Genomic DNA, 15,984 nt, shown 5'->3' with positions numbered 1-15,984 from the left:
AGGGTCGCCAAAAGACCAATACCGTTGACCGACCAATCCAGTGCAATGGACGAGGAGAGTGGCGACCGCGTCTACTACGTCATCAGTGACCTCCACATCGGCGGCGACGAGCAACTGGAGGAGGTCGAGTTCCTCGACGAGTTGCTCGACTTCCTGGCGCGGCTGGCGGATATCGACGAGGACGCCGAACTGGTGATAAACGGCGACGCCTTCGGGCTCTGGGAGTTCACGAAGGTCGACGGACTGGGGAAGTTCGAGGTCCTCGTCGACACCTATCCGGAGCTGTTCGAGCAACTACGTACGACCGGGGAGAACGTCGATATCACCCTGCTGCCGGGTAACCACGACCACGAACTGGCGGCCTACGACGAGTACGTCGAGCGGTTCGCCGAGTACAACGTCGACCTCGTTCAGGGGCAGTCGCTCACCCGTGTGGTGGGCGACCAGGTCGTCCACTTCGAACACGGCCACCAGCACGACCCCAACAACGCAATCGAGGCCTGGGGGGACCCCAACGCGACACCGCTTGGCTACTACTACAACACGCTCGTCACGAGCCGGGCCGGCCAGCTCTCGGACCGCGGCCGGTACAACTGGCTGAAGGACGTTCAGGCGGTGACACCCACCGAGCGGATGCCGGTGTGGCTGCTCTCGAAGTACTTTTACCGGGAGATGAACCCCGTACTGCGGTACGCGCTGGTCCCGTTTCTCCTACTGTTTAATATCAGCGCCGTCCTCGCCGTGGTCGCGGCGCTCGACATCCTCGGCGTCTGGTCGGTGCCCGTAGCCGTCGCGACGACGTTTCTCGCGCAGTTCGGCCCGGCCGGGACCGCCGTCTGGTTTCTGCTCGCAGCCAACGTCGCCATCACCGGTATCCTGTTGCTCGTCGCCATCCCGCTGTACTTCCTCCGGCGTGACGTCCGACAGACGATAAACCGCTTTGGCATCTTCGAGACCGGCCTCACCGTCGACGCCGAGGCGCCCTACGAGGCGGCCGCCAAGGAGATATTCGCCGAGGAGCCACAGACCGCTATCTACTGCTATGGACACACGCACCGCCCGACGATGCAGACCGTCGACGGCGGTCTCATGGTGAACACCGGAACCTGGCTCAAGCGACTCCACCGGCGCGACGGCATCATCGGTATCCTCCCACCGGTGTTCTACCCCTCGTATCAGCTCTCGGCGGTCCGCATCGCACAGGCGCCCGACGGCGTCGCCGTAGAGTACGAGCCCATCCAGAAACCCAGCCCGAGCCCGGAGGAGCTCACGCTCACAGAACGCCTGCTGACGCTGGGCCGGAAACCCGATACGGACCTCCCCGACCGCGCGGTCGTGGCCGGAGCGGAGACGGTCGAAGCCGTCGAAGCCGAGTGAGAAGCGGCTTACTCCGCGTACTGCGGCCTTATCGCTGAGAGCGCTCCCGGACGCCGGTCTGGCCCGTTCGGTCACCAGACCATACCGAAACCCCCGCGACGAACGCCCGAGCGAAGCCGAGCCTGCTGGTGCATAACTAATAGTATATTGACACAAAGTGCTGTCGTGACAAGCGAAGATACCAACGTAGATTCGGCAACGGACGACTCGCGCCGACGATTCCTGGCCGGGACAGCGGGGGCTCTGGGCGGTGTCGCCCTCGGTGGGGCCTTTGCCACGCCGGCCCTGGCACACGAACAAGACGACGAAGACGACGAGGCGGACGAAACTCCCCCCGAGGCCGTCGAGAACGAGTTCGATGACGACGTCGGCATCCTCAACTACGCGCTGACGCTGGAGTATCTCGAAGCGGCGTTCTACGAGACGGCCCTCGACAACATCAGCGAGAGCGACCTCGTCGACGACGGCCCGCTCGCGGAGTTTGGCGACCCGGTAACGGACAGCGCATACGAGAACCTCGAGACGATACGGGACCACGAACAGACCCACGTGGACACGCTCGTGTCGGTCATCGAGAGCCTCGACGGCGACCCCGTCGACGAACCGGAGTTCGACTTCGGCTCCGCCGTCGAGGAGCCCGAGGAGTTCATTGCGACGGCCGTCCAGCTGGAGGACACCGGGGTCTCCGCGTACGCCGGCGCCGCGCCCTTCATCGAGGGCGACTCGCTGGTCCCGCCGGCGCTCAGCATCCACAGCGTCGAGGCCCGCCACGCAGCCTTCCTCCGCGTGTTGGACGAGCAGATTCCGTTCCCAGAGGCGTTCGACGACCCGCGGTCTCGGTCCGAGGTCCTGGACATCGCTTCGGCCTTCATCGTCGACTGAACGGCGCTGCCGGTGGGACCCCGGCGCAATCATTTTACCGAGCGGTTCTGTACCCCGTGGCAACGGATACGCTCCCGATGGATTCAATGCCCTCCCAGACCGGTGGTCGGAGCCGCCGGCGGTACCTCTCCTCGCTTGTCAGTGCCGTCGGCGCGCTGTCGCTCGCCGGTTGCGCCGCGGACGGCGACAGTGCCACCGAATCGGGCACGTCCACTGGCTCGGCGTCCGCGGCCACGCCGACTGCTACTGCGTCGGCGGGCGGAACCGAGGACCCAGCACTGGGCGACGTCGTCGAAGACGACCGGTTCGCGCTGGTCGCCTACAGTGTCGGGCGGTCGGCGGATTTCGAGAGCTTAGAGGCGTACGATGGCGAGGGACACATCGTGGTCGACGTGGCCGTTCAGAACACACAGGAAAGCGAGTACGCAAGCGTCTCCTATTACCGGGGGCTCACGCTTCGGGACGGCGAGTCCAGGGAATACGGCCCGACGGTCGTCGGTCCAACCCCCCGGTTACAGGCCGGCGAGCTCGTCCCCGGCGAAGTCGCACGCGGCTTCGTCACGTTCGAGAGTGTGCCAGTGGACGCGACGGGGCTGACACTCGATATCATGCCGACGACGGAAACCGCCGGCGCTGATACGGCGACTATCTCCCTCGAATCGGACGGAACGGGCCGAACGCTCACCCACGACTTCGCGGTTCCGGTCCACGAACTGGGCGAGACCACCGAGTACGAGGACACGCGCTTTACGGCGACCGAAGTCCGCACGTCGACCGGCGGTGATACCGCCAGCCCGGGCCCTGGCAATGAGTTCGTCGTCGTCGATTTCACCGTCGAGAACACCGGTTCGGACGAGCTCTTTCTCAACAACGCCATCCAGACGTCGGTGAAAGACAACGAGGGGCGGACGTACGACCTTTCACAGACCGCGTTGCGTACCATCGATGACGGGGCAGGGTCCATCACCGTCGACCCCGACAGCGAGCAACAGGGGGCAGTCGGATTCGAAGTCGAGGCCGGCGTCGAGCCCCTGTATCTTGTTATCGACCTCGACGATGTCTGGGTGGGCGGCCGGCGGTTCTACCAGCTCCGGTGAGCCGGGCTCCCGTCCCATCGGACGTTCTTCGAACTGCGCTCAGGCCCGCGAGTAAGCTCTCGAGGCCGTCAGCGGTGCCCGGGCAAAACACTCGGCTCGCCGGAGCGATAGATGTACTCTACTGCCACCCCGGTCAGCGGCGAGTCGGCGGCCGTGGCGTACTCCTTGGCCAGGTCGAGATACCGCTCGGTGATATCGACGACGTGGTAGTAGGCGGCCCGGTCGTCCGGCCGGAGCAGGTACTCCGCGGTGACCGGCGTCAGCTGTCCTTCGGCGCGGTCGTCGGCGTAGTCGTCGACGTCGTCTAACCACACTTGCGCGCCGATGATGGCGAGCACGATGGCCTTCGCGAAGTCGTCGTCGATGTCCAGGCCCGCGAGCCGGTAGAGGTCGAGCATCCCGTCGTAGATGACGCCCACACGGGCGTACTGGGTCTTGCTGTAGGGCAACGCCTGCTCGTCGGACGACAGGGTGGCCGGTGGCTCCTCGTAGTCGGCAAACTTGTACTCCGCACGGATGGCCTCCATGGCCCCCTCGTCGCCGGCCTCGGCACGCTCCATCAGCTCGCGGAAGTGGTCGTCCCGGTCCTGGTGCGCTTCCGAGTAATCGACTGCCCACTGGTAGGCTTCGGCCACGGAATCGGGCAGGTCGGCGAGCAGGCCGTCGAGATGGGACTGCAGGGTCTCCTGTGCGACTTCTGCGACCTGGCGCCGGTCGCCTTCGTCTGCCTCAAAACTGACATCGAAGTCCTCGAACTCCCCGTCGTTGATGGCATCGCGCATGTCGCCGTCGACCAGCGCCTCGATGGAGAGACGAGTCATTTGCTCGGCGCGGACGACCTGTTCGCGCGGCGTGAGCGTCGGGGGCTCGCCGTCGAGGGCGGCGTCCTCGACCGGCGGGACGCCGGTGGCGATGTTGTCGTCGACGGGGTCTGTGTCCGCGTCCTGCCGGGCCGCGCGGTAGACGTAGCCAAGCGTCAGCCGCGCAGGCAGGATGAGCTTCGTGTCGTAGCTGAAATCGACGGGGTGGCCGAACTCCTCGGCGAGGGCGTCTTCGATGCGGTCGTAGACGTCCTCGAGCATCCGCTCGGTCCGCTCGTCGATCTCGGATTTCAGCGAGAGGCTGCTGTAGTCGAACACGCCCGTGTCGGCGTAGTAGCCAAGCACCGACCGGAGCGCTGTCGGCAGCCCGCGTCTCTCGGCGAGAACGGCTGCCCCTGTTTTGAGAACCATCTGTCGTGACCCGGTATGGACACTGCTGTGACTGGCGGCTTCTTTACCCTTTCGAGAGACGGACCCGGCAGCCAATAAAGCAAGACTGATTAGCCAGACGGCGTACCTTCCGACCATGCGCGACCGCTTTGACGTGGTGATAGCCGGGGCTGGTCCCGCCGGCGGCCAGTGTGCCCGGGACCTGGCCGAGCGGAACTACGACGTGCTGGTGCTCGAGACCGAGCCCGAAGACGAGTTCCCACGTCAGAGCAACAAATCGACGGCCGGTACCTTCCCGTCGGCGATGACGGCCTTCGCCATCCCAGACGAAGTCGTGATGCAGTACACCGACAAGGTGGTACTGGAATCACCGAACGACCACTACACTCGCACGCAGACCGGCGCCGTGCTGGAGTTCGCCGACTTCAAGCGCTTCCTCGTCGAGGACAGCCGTGAGAAGGGCGCGACCTACCGGTTCGACTCGCGGGTGTCGGCCCCCATCATGGAGGACGGCGAAATCGTGGGCGTGCGATACGACGGAGACAGGGAGGTCTACGCCGACATCGTCATCGACGCGACCGGCCCCGCCGCGCCGCTGGCGAAGGAACTCGACGTCTGTAACCTGGAACGGGAACACCAGGCCATCGGCATCGAGTACGAGTTCGAGAACGTCGCCGTGAACCACGACGACTACGCCGACCTCCGGGACGCGATGATGCTCCGCCTGGACCACGACCTCGCTCCCGGTGGCTACTCCTGGATATTCCACACCGGCGAGGATACGGCGAAAGTCGGCCTCTGTTACATCCAGAACGGCTCCCACCACAAGTACGCCAAAGAGGGCATGGGTATCGACGACTACCTCGAATACTGGCTGGACTCGGACCCCAGATTCGACGATGCCGTGAAAATAAGCGGCACGCAGGCCCACCGCGGGTCGGCCCACATACAGAAACCCCAGTCGATGAGCACGGACCGCTTCATGGCTATCGGCGACACCGTCCCTACCATCGACCCGCTGTGGGGCGAGGGCATCCACAAGGGGATGAAGTCGGCCCGGGCCGCCGCCGCCACCGTCGACGCGGCGCTGACCCCCGACGAACCCCAGACGGACGCCGACACGCTCTCCGTCTACGACCAGCTCTGGCACCGCGATGTGGCCCCAAAGCACGACGCCCGACTGATGATGACCGAACTGCTGTATCTCGCCCCCAACGAACGCTACGACGAGCTGATGGAGGACCTCCGGCGGACCGACAGCAACACGCTCGAACAGATAAACCGGGGCGACCGCCGGGCCATCCTGGAACTCACGCACTTCTCTGACCTCTCCCTGTTGGCGACGTTCGCCAGACGACGGCTGTCTCGCTAGGAAACAGAGGCGCTCCTTGTTCTCACGATAGCTCGAACGGCCAGAAAGCCCCGGCCCTTTCAGTCCCACCCATGCCGGCTGGCAAAAAGGCCACAGGTGGGACTGAAAGGGGCCAGTCGCTCGACGTTCGAGACGAAGCAAGCACTGGACCGAACCCAGTGAGGGAAGCGCGCAGCGAGTCGCAGTTCGCGAGGGACCGCAGGTCCCTCGTCTTGGCGAGCGGGCGATGCCCGCGAGCCAAAGTCGAGCGACTGGGGGCTTTCTGGCTCTCTAACTCCGCTGTGATTGCTGCAATCGAGAGGACACATATTGCTAGCGCGAGTGCGGCAACTTTTTCTCCGGCCGGCGGGGACTCTCGCCCAATGAGTGACAGCCCCGTGGGCGTGGTGGGAGACCCGGCGGTGGCCGACCAGCTCCGCGAGGCCGGTGTCACGGTGACGACCGGGACCGTCGACAGCGTCCCGACGACCGAGCGGGTCGTCGCCGTCGGCAAGCCGGCGGTCAGGGCCGTCGCGGCCGCTGACACCGACCCACTGGTGGTGCCGGTCGCGGCTGGTCGCGGGGTCCGTTCTGTCTCCCGCGACGACGTTGCCGCCACCGTCGTGGGGCTGGACGAGGCCGTCACGGAACGCCATCCGGTCTTTGACGTGACCGTGGCCGGCGAGGACGTGGGCTCAGTCGTCTTCGACGTGACGGCGGTCACCGCCGAGGCGGCGCGCATCTCCGAGTACGCCGTCGAGACGGCCACTGACAGCGTCGGCCAGTTCCGCGCCGACGGGGTGACCCTGGCGACGCCGGCGGGGTCGCCGGGCTATGCGCGACGCATCGGCGGGCCGGTGATTGCGCCCGCCGAGTCGGTCGGCGTAGTCGCCCCCATCGCCCCCTTCCAGGTGAACCCCGACCACTGGGTGGTCTCCCTCGACGGGCTCTCGGTCTCCGTCGAGCGCGACGATGCGACCGTCGCGCTGTACGCCGACGGCAACGAGGCGACGACGGTGGCCTGCGGGGAGACCCTGAGCCTCCAGCAGTCGGGGACCGTTCGGGTCGCCGTCTTCGAAGCGAGCTGTTCTCGCTTTCGCTGACACGAACTGGTGTCGTGACGGCCCGACCACAGGCTCGCCACCATCCTGAACCGACCGTCTGACCTGCGGAAATTGGAAAGACACTAATGGCCGTCGTACAGAGAAGCAGGTATGCAGCCAGACGTCATCCTCTTCGGGCCGCTGGACACCATCTTCGGGAGTGAAGCTCCCGGTGGCGTGCTCGTCATTGAGTACGTCCTGCTGGTGCTCGTCCTCGCGAACTTCGGGACGCGCCTGCTGGCCCACCGACGACACGAAGCCCAGTACGAGGAGGGCGGTGCGGAGGCTATCACCCGCCATCCGGCACACGTCGCAGCGAACGTCCTGCTGGTCGTCACCGCCTTCTTCTACATGACCATCGCCCACCACGGCGGGATGGTCATGTCGGTGCTCGTCCTCGGTGCGGTCATCACCGACTTCTTCGAGTTCGAGTCCCGCAAGGTCGAAGCGCGCCGCGATATCCCCCTGGAACGGCCAAAGGGCGCCATCGTCGCCGTGGCGCTCGTCGCGATGTACGCCGGCTACCAGGCGCTGTTCTGGCTCATCAAGGACCCCTGGTCCGCCGTCGTCTGAGGCCGCTTCTCACTCGCCTTTTCGGACGTCTCGACGTTCCCCGTGCTCCGGCCCGTCCGCGTCGCCTCCGACCGGCCGCTCAAACGTGAGCACGGCGACGGTCCCGCGGGGGTCGTTCGTCTCGAAGCGAACGTGCCCGCCGTACTCCTCCATCATCACCTTCACGAAGTAGAGTCCGAAGCCGATAGTCCCGCTCTCGTCGGCGGTGATGCCCGGAGAGAACACCTCGCCTCGGAACTTCTCCGGGATGCCCGGACCGTCGTCGGCGACACGGACGACGACCGCGTCGGCCGTTGCCCGCGCTGTGACCCGAACCCACGGTCGGTCGGTGTCGTTGTGTTCGAGCGCGTTCAGCACGACGTTGTCGACGACCTGCCCAACGAGCTCGTCGCCGGTCACGCGAAGTCCGTCGGGAATATCGGTTTCGACGGTGGCTCGCCCGTGACTCTCGGCGATCTTGTGGACCCGCGCTTCGAGGACGGTCGAGAGGTCCACCGTCTGTCGCGCTCGCTCGCTGTGCCCGGGGCTCGTGATAGCGTCGGTGAGCGAACTGACCGTCTCGATGAGGCTCGTCATATCGCTGACCCACGTCGAGACCGTCTCCAGGTGCGAGCGGCCCGCGTCGGTCACGTGCTCGGAGAGGAACTCCAGGTTAGCGTCGATGACCATCACCGCGTTCCGCAGGTCGTGGCGAAGGGCGCTGTTGAAAAACTGGAGCTGCTCGGTGCGCTGTTCGACCGCCTGCCGGCTGGCCTCGAGCTCCTGTTCGCGTTTGTGTCGCTCCAGTGCCGTCTCGGTGGAGTCCGCGAGCGTCCGGGCGAACCGGCGGTCCTCGTCGCTGAAGGTCCCCGCTTTGGCCCGGCGACCGATACCGAAGACGCCGTGTTCGCCGAGCGGGAACAGCGCTGCCGTCAGCGCCGGGTCGTCGCCCTCGGGCTCGACCCAGACGGGGACCTCGTATCTCGGCTCGCCGGACTCGAATACCTCCCACAGCTCGCTCTCGTCTGTGAACCACGCCGCCGGATGCCCATCGGCGTTTGCCTCCAGCCCGCTCTCCTCGACCAGCCTCGCCAGCTCGTCGGTCAGCGCCGCCAGCCGGAGTCGCTCGTCGTGCTCGTCGTAGCGGACGACCCCGGAGTACGGACAGTCGAGTGCCTGCTGGGCTGTCTCCGTCGCAATTTCGGCGACGGTCTCGGAGTCGGTCGCGTCGAGGAACCGCTCGGTCGCGGACCTGAGCGCCTCTAGGGTCCGCTCGCGGGTCTGCTGCAGGGTCACGTCACGGAGGACCACGAGCCGCCCGCGGTAGACGTCGTGGTGGTCGTACAGCGGCGTGCTCTGTGGCTGGTAGCTCCGCTGTGGCGTCTCTGCTCCCGCCGGAACCAGACCGACCGTTCCGTCTCGCTCCAGCGCACCGGGCAGCCCCGGCAGAACGGTATCCACGTGGCGGCCCATCACCGATTCGTCACGACCGACCAGCTCCGTCAGCGCCGGGTTGTAGTCGACGACCCGGTCGTCGGCGTCAAGCACCACGACGGCGTCGGCCATCTGGTCAACGATAGTGTCGGCCGTCAGCGGGACCACGTCGAGGAAGTCGTACTGGAACAGCGCCCAGGCGATAATAAGACTCTGGGCGGCGTAGGCCGCCGGCACCAGGCTGAGGTCGCTGTAGGGAAGCAGGCCCGCGTAGAAGGCGATACCGGTCCCGAGCCCGAACAGGCGCGCGCCGATTATCGCGCCGATCTGTTTCCGGTACGGTGACCGGGTCCGGTACATGAACAGCGCCAACAGCGCGAACGCCGCGATATCAAGCAGGAAGACGAACACGAGATTTGCTACCCCGAGGTCCGTCATCGTCCACGTGACGACGGTCAACCCCTCGATTGTCTCCGTGGGCCCGCTCACCACGAGTACCGACTGTGCCGGGGGGTAAAGCGCCGTCAGGACCACGGCCCCGGGAATCGACCAGAGAACCAGCAGCGGCCACCGGCGAATCCACGCCGACCGGCCGGTGTACGCGAGGACGAAGGCGAACCAGACGTAGATGAGCGAGAAGACGAAGACGTTGTTGACGTGCCAGATGTAGTCGGCGCCCGGGACGCCCAGTCTCGCGAGGACGGCCGTCCCACACCAGCCGGCGACGGTGACGTTCAACAGCGCGAACTCGGCGGCTGCGGGCTGGTCACGGCGCCGGTAGGCGACGACGGCGAGCCCCGACGCGACGACCGCACCGACAGTTGTCGCGACGAGATAGAACACCGCAAACGTCGAGAGTTGACCCCACACACTACTGCTGACGCTCAGTAGCTAGTTATAATCTTTGGCAGACCGCTCGGCTAAACGGTATAGACGTCCTGAACCGTCGGTTTCCGCTCAGGCCGACCGCTCGTCGAGATACGCGCGCAGTTCGCCGAACAGCGGGATGACGACCCAGAAGGTCAGACAGCCGAAGATGGCGAACCAGAAGAACGCGTCCATCAACAGCAAAGCGGTGGTGTCGAACACCGTCGGCTCCTCGACGGTGACTTCGCCGATGAGCTGTGCCCCCTCGAAGCTCGGCGTTCGGTACCAGCCCGCGATGGTCATCCAGCCAAGCCCGCCGACCATCAGCGCGGCGAACCCTTTGATGAACTCGTCAGCCATTATCAGTAGGTTCGTCAGCGTCGTCTTTAGACTTTCCCATCTCCTCGGTGCGAAAGCGCGTGGAAAAGGCGTACACGACGGTCCCCGCGAGGATGAGTCCGATGCCGAAGAGAGCTATCGGGATGTCTATCTCCGAGGCCGGGGCCGACGCCCGGTCGGTCGCCACGTCGACGAGGATGAACCCACCGACGACGCTCAGTATCGCAAACAGCGTCGAGAACACCGTGACGGTCTTGTACAGTCGGAGCGGCACGACGACCTCTCGCTGTTTGCCCGCGCCCGAACTGGTTATCTGGGGTGGGTCCTCGGTCTCCTGGTCGGCCTCGGTCATTGGTGTCGCTATGGCATACAGCTACTTCACTGCGGCGAGATGGGCCAGCAGAAACGACTGCATTTGGGACAGGGGCAAATTATTGGAACAGCCAGAAAGCCCCGAGCGGCCGAACTCGGGAGGCTCGTTGCGCGCTTCGCTCACTTCGCTCGCTGTAGTGCTTACGTCGCCTGCCTTCGTTCAGCCGCTCGCCCCTTTCAGTCCCACCCAGCGCTGTTTGACCAACCGTCTTCGGGTGGGACTGAAAGAGGCGGCCCGCTAGACGAACCTCGGCGAAGTAAGCACTGTCGTCCGAGAGGGCGGAGCCCTCTCGTGATCACGAAAGACGCGAAGCGTCTTTCGAACGAGACAGAGCGAACGTAGTGAGCGAGTGAAGCGCACAGCGAGCCGCGGGAGTGTAGCGGGCCGGGGGCTTTCTGGCTGTCTTGATCCCTCTATAACCCTGCAGAACAAGCGCGAAACGCAATCGTCGAAAAGACAGCGGCGGTTACTTCGGCGGTCGGAGCCGGTAGTACCGACGGTTCAGCGTAAACATGTAGCCTTCGCGCATGGTCTTCAGCACCGCGTAGGTGATGGTCGCGCTGACGATGGGCACCAGGAACGTCAGGTCGAACAGCAGGTGCGAGTCCATCGGGATGAGGTTCTTGATCGAGAGCGCGGCGATGGTCAGGCTGAAGACGACGCCGGACATCCCGACGGCGGCCCAGAACGGCTGCTCGACGGGGCGTCGCGCCGACCCCTTGTTGAGGAAGGGGACGATGGCGACGAAGCCCACGACCACGACGTTGGCCAGCACACCGTATGTCCGGTCGGCCATTATCTTCTGGCCACCGAGGATGGCCAGGTCGGGGTTCAGCGGCCCGAGTTTCAGCAGTCCGAACGACCAGTAGAGATACCAGTCGGGCAGGATGATAGCCGGCGTGACGCCGGAGTTCGCGGGGTTTGGCATCTCCGGTGGGAGCGCCGCCGCCACGAACAGAATCATCCCGACGAAGAAGCTCGTCAGGGCCAGGTTGCGCATCATCTCGTGGGGCCAGGCCGGGAACGCCAGCACGTCCCGTTCGACGTAGTCCGATTGCTGGCGCAGGTCCTGGTCCTCGCGGCGACCGCGTTCGAAGTACTCGTAAGTAAGCCGGGAGAGACCCTGCGTGCGTTGCTTGCGCTCGGACCACGAGGGGGTCTCGTCGTCCGGGGCGACGATACCCGAGCCCGAGCCGTCCGTGCGAACGTCGTCGTCTGATTCGTTGTCGCTCATTGTCTTAGTGTGGCTCCGCGATGCCCTGCATCCAGACGATGCCGATGTGCAGAGCGATGACGGCGGTCGTGATGAACGGCAGGAAGAACACGTGCAGGATGTACATCCGCTGCAACGTGGCCTGTGACAGGGTGAACCCGCCGAACATCAGCTGTGCGACCCACTCGCCGATGAGCGGGATGGAGAGTGACATCTCGACGCCGATCTGGCCCGCCCAGTAGGAGAGCTGGCTCCACGGGAGCAGGTAGCCGGTGTAGCCAAAGACCAGCGTCAGGCTGATGAGGATGATGCCGATGAGCCAGTTGAGCTCGCGGGGTTCCTTGTACGCGCCCGTGAAGTAGACACGGAGCATGTGTAGGAACACGGCGGCGACCATAATCTGGGCGGCCCAGCGGTGGACCGACCGCAGGAAGTAACCCAGGTTGAGCTGGCCCATGATGAGTAGCACCGAGTCGTAGGCCACCGTCGCCGAGCCGTCGGCGGCCGCCGCTGCGGGGGCATAGTAAAAGCCAAGCAGGGCACCCGAGATGGCGGCGACGATGTACGCGATGGTCGAGAACGACCCGAGCGCGTACAGCGGGTACCAGTACCAGAACTTGTTGTCGAGGTTGTACTGCTCGGTGTGGCTCTTTGGCATCTGCATGTTGACCTTGTAGTAGAGATCCTCGAGGATCTCCAGGTAGTCAACGACGCGCAGGCGCTTATCGAGCCAGATGAGTGTCGTGAGGTAGATGGTCTCGAGCGGCGACAGCTCGCGCGATTTCATCCACCCTTTGTGGTCGTGGTCGTCTTTGCGTTCTAAACTCATACTATCAATCCCCCTGTGGCGGGCGTGGCAGTGCCACGAACTGTTTCTGGACGGGACTGAACGGGTCGTACACCGACTGGTGGCACTGGCAGTAGATGCCGTCTGCGCCACCGAAACTCGCGCTCCCCTCCTGTGTCTTGAAACCTGGGACACAGCAGAAGTGCGTGCACTTGTTGAGCCAGGCGATAAAGCCCTGGTCCGTCGCTTCGGAGATGAAGTCCTGGACGGGGCCGGGGAGGTCGGTGTTCCCGTTGGCCATCTCTTCGATTCGCTTCGACCGGATTACCTGAACTTGAAGGCTGTCATCTTCGGTCGTGCGCCAGTCGACGGCCGCGGGTTTGCCGATTCCGTCCGTCCCGATACCGTTGCCCCACTCCTGGTAGTCGTCGAACATGTCGACGGTCAGGGGCTCGCCATCGTCGTACTCTCCCTGCCACTCGAACGTCCCGGACTTGTTGAGGAAGGCGTTGTCGGCTTCGGTCTGCGGGTAGACCGGCGGCTTGCTCTGGACGCCGCAGTACTGGAACCACGCCGAGGAGTAGTCGATGCCGCTGCCGCCGAAGTCCTTGGCGATGGCGAGTCCTTCGTCTTCGTCGTACTCCGGCCAGACACCGGATAGCTCGCCGCCGTCGATTTCGATGGGGATGATGGGCATCCCGCGCGGGGCGGGGCCGTCGGTGTTCTCGACGCCGACGAACGTCGTCGCACCGCCACCCTCGCCGGAGGAACTGGTGAGCGAGTCTGCCGCCGCAGCGCCGCCGACACCGACGGCCGAAAGCGCGGCACTACCTACGACACCCGATACGAACCGCCGTCGTCCGGTTTCGGCCGGATATTTGTCTTCGTCTAGTGGCATATTATTTCTTGTAGTAGGGGTAGATGGCGCGTTTGACAGTCTCGACGAGTTCGCCCTGGTCGGCCATCGACGTGCCGTCGACGTCGTCCTGGCGGATGTAGAGGTCCTCCCACTTGCGACGGCGCTTCTTGACGATCATCACGTCGGGGAGGAACTCCTTGCGATACAGCAGCATGATGAAGGCCAGGTCGATGAAGATGGCCGTCAGCACGCCGCCCAGGAACATATTGGCATCAATGAGACTGACCGTCAGTGTCGTCCCGATACCGGACGCCCAGCCGGCGAGCATCCCGTAGGTAAAGAGGCCGACCAGTCCGATCTGGATGATGGTAAGCAAGACGATGCCGACCGCCGCCGCCGTGCTCTCGCGTGGCGGCTCGTAGCGGTGGATATCGCCGTAGGTGGAGCCTTCAGATGCCATCAGTTGTTCCCTCCGCTGGTGTGGGGCGACTCACCGTACTTCAGCTGGAAGAAGGTGAAGATGAGCGGGATTATGACCGCGAGGCCCGCCCCGAAGCCGACGTAGTGTGGCTGGATGGGGACGCCCGCGTAGTGGGGGTCGACCTCGACGGGGCCGCCGCTCTCCAGCGTCTGTGTCGGGTAGTCCTCGCCGACGACGATACTACCTTTCATTTGCTGTGCCTCGTGAGGGGAACAGTAGTAGTTGTAGATACCGTCCTCGTCGAAGGTGTAGTCGTAGTTGACGCCGGCAGAGCTGGTCGCGCCGCCCGAGTCGAGCGGCCCGTCGCCGTCGGAGACGACGTTGTGGCCGCCGCCCTCGCCGGTCCACTCGAACTCGACCGTGGCTCCGTTGTCGACGTGAACCGCCGGCGGGCCGAATCCGAAGGCGCCACCGTTGGCCTGTACACCGACCTCGACCGTCACCGTGTCCTGACCCGTCGCGTCCTCGATGCTTCCGGGACCATCGTAGTTCCCGACGTCGTCGAGGTAGCCGCCGTAGTCCGGGGCTGTCTCGCCGTCGCCTTCGCCGTCGCCGCCCTCCTCCTGGGCAGCGGCCGGGCCGGCGGCGGCACCGAGTGTGGCCATGCCGGCCGTAGCACCCCCGGCTGTCTGGACGAATTCCCGCCTGTTCATGTTCATCCGGATTTGAGGACTGTGTTTGTATAAACCCACCGGATACCACCCGCACGAACCGTTACGCACCGAGTTCGTCGGTGTCCTCGCTCCCAGTCCGCTTCACTCGCGGCGTCACCGCTTGTGTCTGCTGTGGTCCCTTATTCGGCCTCGCTCTCCCCGTCGTCTTCGGGCGTGAGCTCGGGGACGAACTCCGGTCGCTCGCCGTCCTCCAGCCCGACGGCGCGCAGCCGGTCGCGGTACTCCTCGGCCCGGAACTTATCGGAGAGACGCGCGTTCGCGACGGTGAAAAACAGCACCAGCGAGACGCCGATGAAAGCGAGCCCGCCGACGACGAGGAACTCGATGTTCGCCCCCGGCCCGCCCAGCCCGAACACGTCCAGCAGGGCAAACACCGCGCCGGCGAGCATCGCCAGGCCAGCGAGTAGTTGCACCCCGGCGATGGCCTGCAGCATCCGGTTGCCGAGTTCGCCCCCGCCCTCCGGCACGGTCTCGGGTTCGGGCAGCGGGTTGTCGGGCACCTCCTCGGGCACGTCGTAGCTGTCCATCGAACAGAGCGCGACCGTCGGTTTCACGTCACGGAGGACCGTTCCCTCCCCCTCGACAGAGCCGTCCGGGTAGACGACGGCGTACCCCTCGTCGGAGTAGGCCAGTACGTGCTGGGGCTCCCGATGGCGCTCGATGCGCGCGAACACGTCGCGGGTGGCCACCCGGCTTCGCAGGTCGCGTTCGACCCGGTCCAGCAGGTCCGCGCCGGTTATCCACGTCTCCTCGTCGAAGGCGACGTCCCACTCCTCGGCGGTCATCTCGGCCATGTCCGCCGGGCCGAAGTCGTCGAAGTCGTACTTCTCCTCGACCTGTTTTCGGAGCGCCTCGACGTCCTCGGAATCGGGTTCCGTGGGACGCTCGGGGTCCTCTCCCGCTCGCACCTGCTCGTCCGAGGAATCGCTCATCAGTCACAGCTACGTCGGGAACGCCTGTTAGCGTGACGATTGTCGTTCCCCCTCACCGGCGTGGGTTAGCGGGGCGGAAACAGACGGTTCAGCCGAAGTAGAGGACCCCACCACCGGAGGGCAGGTACTCGGTCTGACAGGCCTGGCAGGTCACCATCCCGAAGCGGTCGAAACACTGCTGTTCGACCTCACAGATGTCACAGGTCGCGAGTTCGCCGTAGTAGTATTCGCTTCGTTTCGCCGGCGGGTTCATGCCACCTCTACCAGCAGTCCGACGACTTGCCGTTCCTATCATTGCTTGGGCAAACGTACCGGTTCTACTGATATAAGTCTATATCTGCACGGTTTTTCAGTCATTATAGTGGTTATATGATTAATATACTCGGTAAAATTGGACGCAGGTGGGTAGTACCTGGACCAACTGCCGCGAGTGCGTCGCGGGGCCGAGCCGG

General features: G+C 64.9%; 17 protein-coding genes. 6 read left to right on the top strand and 11 right to left on the bottom strand.

Annotated elements, in window-relative coordinates; all coding sequences use genetic code 11:
• The first annotated feature begins 45 nt into the window (after positions 1-45).
• The 3 genes from P1K32_RS03200 to P1K32_RS03190 all read left to right on the top strand — a co-directional run bounded on the left by P1K32_RS03200 (position 46) and on the right by P1K32_RS03190 (position 3,356).
• The gene (locus P1K32_RS03200; protein ID WP_276251279.1) at positions 46-1,377 is read left to right on the top strand and encodes a metallophosphoesterase; all 1,332 of its coding nucleotides are present in this window, start codon (positions 46-48) and stop codon (positions 1,375-1,377) included.
• A gap of 165 nt (positions 1,378-1,542) precedes the next feature.
• Positions 1,543-2,259: a ferritin-like domain-containing protein gene (locus P1K32_RS03195; protein WP_276251278.1), complete on the top strand. Its 717-nt coding sequence runs from the start codon at positions 1,543-1,545 to the stop codon at positions 2,257-2,259.
• 86 nt (positions 2,260-2,345) lie between these two features.
• Positions 2,346-3,356: a DUF4352 domain-containing protein gene (locus P1K32_RS03190; RefSeq protein ID WP_276251277.1), complete on the top strand. Its 1,011-nt coding sequence runs from the start codon at positions 2,346-2,348 to the stop codon at positions 3,354-3,356.
• A 68-nt stretch (positions 3,357-3,424) separates the two neighbouring features.
• Here P1K32_RS03190 and P1K32_RS03185 read toward each other — a convergent pair whose 3' ends face one another.
• On the bottom strand, positions 3,425-4,588 hold the full coding sequence (locus tag P1K32_RS03185) for a hypothetical protein (protein WP_276251276.1): 1,164 nt from the start codon (positions 4,586-4,588) through the stop codon (positions 3,425-3,427).
• A 115-nt stretch (positions 4,589-4,703) separates the two neighbouring features.
• Between P1K32_RS03185 and P1K32_RS03180 the strand changes: the two genes are divergently transcribed.
• From P1K32_RS03180 to P1K32_RS03170, 3 genes are all read left to right on the top strand, one after another.
• Positions 4,704-5,939 carry a digeranylgeranylglycerophospholipid reductase gene (locus P1K32_RS03180; RefSeq protein ID WP_276251275.1) on the top strand — a complete coding sequence of 412 codons (1,236 nt, stop codon included), beginning with the start codon at positions 4,704-4,706 and terminating at the stop codon, positions 5,937-5,939.
• A 362-nt stretch (positions 5,940-6,301) separates the two neighbouring features.
• A complete protein-coding gene (locus tag P1K32_RS03175; protein ID WP_276251274.1) occupies positions 6,302-7,021 on the top strand; it encodes a diacylglycerol kinase catalytic domain-containing protein in 720 nt (239 codons plus the stop codon).
• 111 nt (positions 7,022-7,132) lie between these two features.
• Positions 7,133-7,594 (top strand): DUF7313 family protein, encoded by a 462-nt coding sequence (locus P1K32_RS03170; RefSeq protein ID WP_276251273.1) that lies wholly within the window; start codon positions 7,133-7,135, stop codon positions 7,592-7,594.
• Positions 7,595-7,603: 9 nt separating this feature from the next.
• Here the strand turns inward: P1K32_RS03170 and P1K32_RS03165 are convergent, their stop codons facing one another.
• From P1K32_RS03165 to P1K32_RS03120, 10 genes are all read right to left on the bottom strand, one after another.
• Complete coding sequence (locus tag P1K32_RS03165; protein ID WP_276251272.1) at positions 7,604-9,877, bottom strand: sensor histidine kinase; 2,274 nt, start codon at positions 9,875-9,877, stop codon at positions 7,604-7,606.
• Between the two features lie 87 nt (positions 9,878-9,964).
• Entirely contained in the window at positions 9,965-10,234 is a 270-nt protein-coding gene (locus P1K32_RS03160) for a DUF7314 family protein (RefSeq protein ID WP_276251271.1), read from the bottom strand.
• Positions 10,227-10,565, bottom strand: a complete 339-nt coding sequence (locus P1K32_RS03155) for a DUF7315 family membrane protein (RefSeq protein WP_276251270.1) — start codon at positions 10,563-10,565, stop codon at positions 10,227-10,229. Before P1K32_RS03155 ends, P1K32_RS03160 begins: the two co-directional genes overlap by 8 nt.
• Positions 10,566-11,052: 487 nt before the next feature.
• Positions 11,053-11,820: a cytochrome b family protein gene (locus P1K32_RS03150; protein ID WP_276251269.1), complete on the bottom strand. Its 768-nt coding sequence runs from the start codon at positions 11,818-11,820 to the stop codon at positions 11,053-11,055.
• Between the two features lie 4 nt (positions 11,821-11,824).
• A complete protein-coding gene (locus P1K32_RS03145; RefSeq protein WP_276251268.1) occupies positions 11,825-12,628 on the bottom strand; it encodes a cytochrome b in 804 nt (267 codons plus the stop codon).
• 4 nt (positions 12,629-12,632) lie between these two features.
• Complete coding sequence (locus P1K32_RS03140) at positions 12,633-13,484, bottom strand: ubiquinol-cytochrome c reductase iron-sulfur subunit (RefSeq protein WP_276251267.1); 852 nt, start codon at positions 13,482-13,484, stop codon at positions 12,633-12,635.
• Between the two features lies 1 nt (position 13,485).
• Positions 13,486-13,905 (bottom strand): DUF7318 family protein, encoded by a 420-nt coding sequence (locus P1K32_RS03135; protein WP_276251266.1) that lies wholly within the window; start codon positions 13,903-13,905, stop codon positions 13,486-13,488.
• The gene (locus P1K32_RS03130; protein WP_276251265.1) at positions 13,905-14,579 is read right to left on the bottom strand and encodes a halocyanin domain-containing protein; all 675 of its coding nucleotides are present in this window, start codon (positions 14,577-14,579) and stop codon (positions 13,905-13,907) included. Before P1K32_RS03130 ends, P1K32_RS03135 begins: the two co-directional genes overlap by 1 nt.
• Positions 14,580-14,719: 140 nt before the next feature.
• On the bottom strand, positions 14,720-15,532 hold the full coding sequence (locus P1K32_RS03125; protein WP_276251264.1) for a DUF7319 domain-containing protein: 813 nt from the start codon (positions 15,530-15,532) through the stop codon (positions 14,720-14,722).
• 88 nt (positions 15,533-15,620) lie between these two features.
• The gene (locus P1K32_RS03120) at positions 15,621-15,827 is read right to left on the bottom strand and encodes a hypothetical protein (RefSeq protein ID WP_276251263.1); all 207 of its coding nucleotides are present in this window, start codon (positions 15,825-15,827) and stop codon (positions 15,621-15,623) included.
• Positions 15,828-15,984 lie beyond the last annotated feature (157 nt).

Source organism: Haloarcula rara (assembly GCF_029338235.1).
In the GTDB taxonomy this organism is placed as follows: domain Archaea; phylum Halobacteriota; class Halobacteria; order Halobacteriales; family Haloarculaceae; genus Haloarcula; species Haloarcula rara.
This window is presented reverse-complemented; position numbering and strand designations above follow the sequence as displayed.

Excerpts from the sequence above, each read along its gene's own strand:
- P1K32_RS03200 (WP_276251279.1), top strand. The coding sequence starts at position 46 with ATGGACGAGGAGAGTGGCGACCGCGTCTACTACGTCATCAGTGACCTC.
- P1K32_RS03170 (WP_276251273.1), top strand. The coding sequence starts at position 7,133 with ATGCAGCCAGACGTCATCCTCTTCGGGCCGCTGGACACCATCTTCGGG.
- P1K32_RS03175 (WP_276251274.1), top strand. The coding sequence starts at position 6,302 with ATGAGTGACAGCCCCGTGGGCGTGGTGGGAGACCCGGCGGTGGCCGAC.
- P1K32_RS03160 (WP_276251271.1), bottom strand. The coding sequence starts at position 10,234 with ATGGCTGACGAGTTCATCAAAGGGTTCGCCGCGCTGATGGTCGGCGGG.
- P1K32_RS03130 (WP_276251265.1), bottom strand. The coding sequence starts at position 14,579 with ATGAACAGGCGGGAATTCGTCCAGACAGCCGGGGGTGCTACGGCCGGC.
- P1K32_RS03145 (WP_276251268.1), bottom strand. The coding sequence starts at position 12,628 with ATGAGTTTAGAACGCAAAGACGACCACGACCACAAAGGGTGGATGAAA.
- P1K32_RS03180 (WP_276251275.1), top strand. The coding sequence starts at position 4,704 with ATGCGCGACCGCTTTGACGTGGTGATAGCCGGGGCTGGTCCCGCCGGC.
- P1K32_RS03185 (WP_276251276.1), bottom strand. The coding sequence starts at position 4,588 with ATGGTTCTCAAAACAGGGGCAGCCGTTCTCGCCGAGAGACGCGGGCTG.
- P1K32_RS03150 (WP_276251269.1), bottom strand. The coding sequence starts at position 11,820 with ATGAGCGACAACGAATCAGACGACGACGTTCGCACGGACGGCTCGGGC.
- P1K32_RS03140 (WP_276251267.1), bottom strand. The coding sequence starts at position 13,484 with ATGCCACTAGACGAAGACAAATATCCGGCCGAAACCGGACGACGGCGG.
- P1K32_RS03135 (WP_276251266.1), bottom strand. The coding sequence starts at position 13,905 with ATGGCATCTGAAGGCTCCACCTACGGCGATATCCACCGCTACGAGCCG.
- P1K32_RS03155 (WP_276251270.1), bottom strand. The coding sequence starts at position 10,565 with ATGACCGAGGCCGACCAGGAGACCGAGGACCCACCCCAGATAACCAGT.
- P1K32_RS03125 (WP_276251264.1), bottom strand. The coding sequence starts at position 15,532 with ATGAGCGATTCCTCGGACGAGCAGGTGCGAGCGGGAGAGGACCCCGAG.
- P1K32_RS03120 (WP_276251263.1), bottom strand. The coding sequence starts at position 15,827 with ATGATAGGAACGGCAAGTCGTCGGACTGCTGGTAGAGGTGGCATGAAC.
- P1K32_RS03190 (WP_276251277.1), top strand. The coding sequence starts at position 2,346 with ATGCCCTCCCAGACCGGTGGTCGGAGCCGCCGGCGGTACCTCTCCTCG.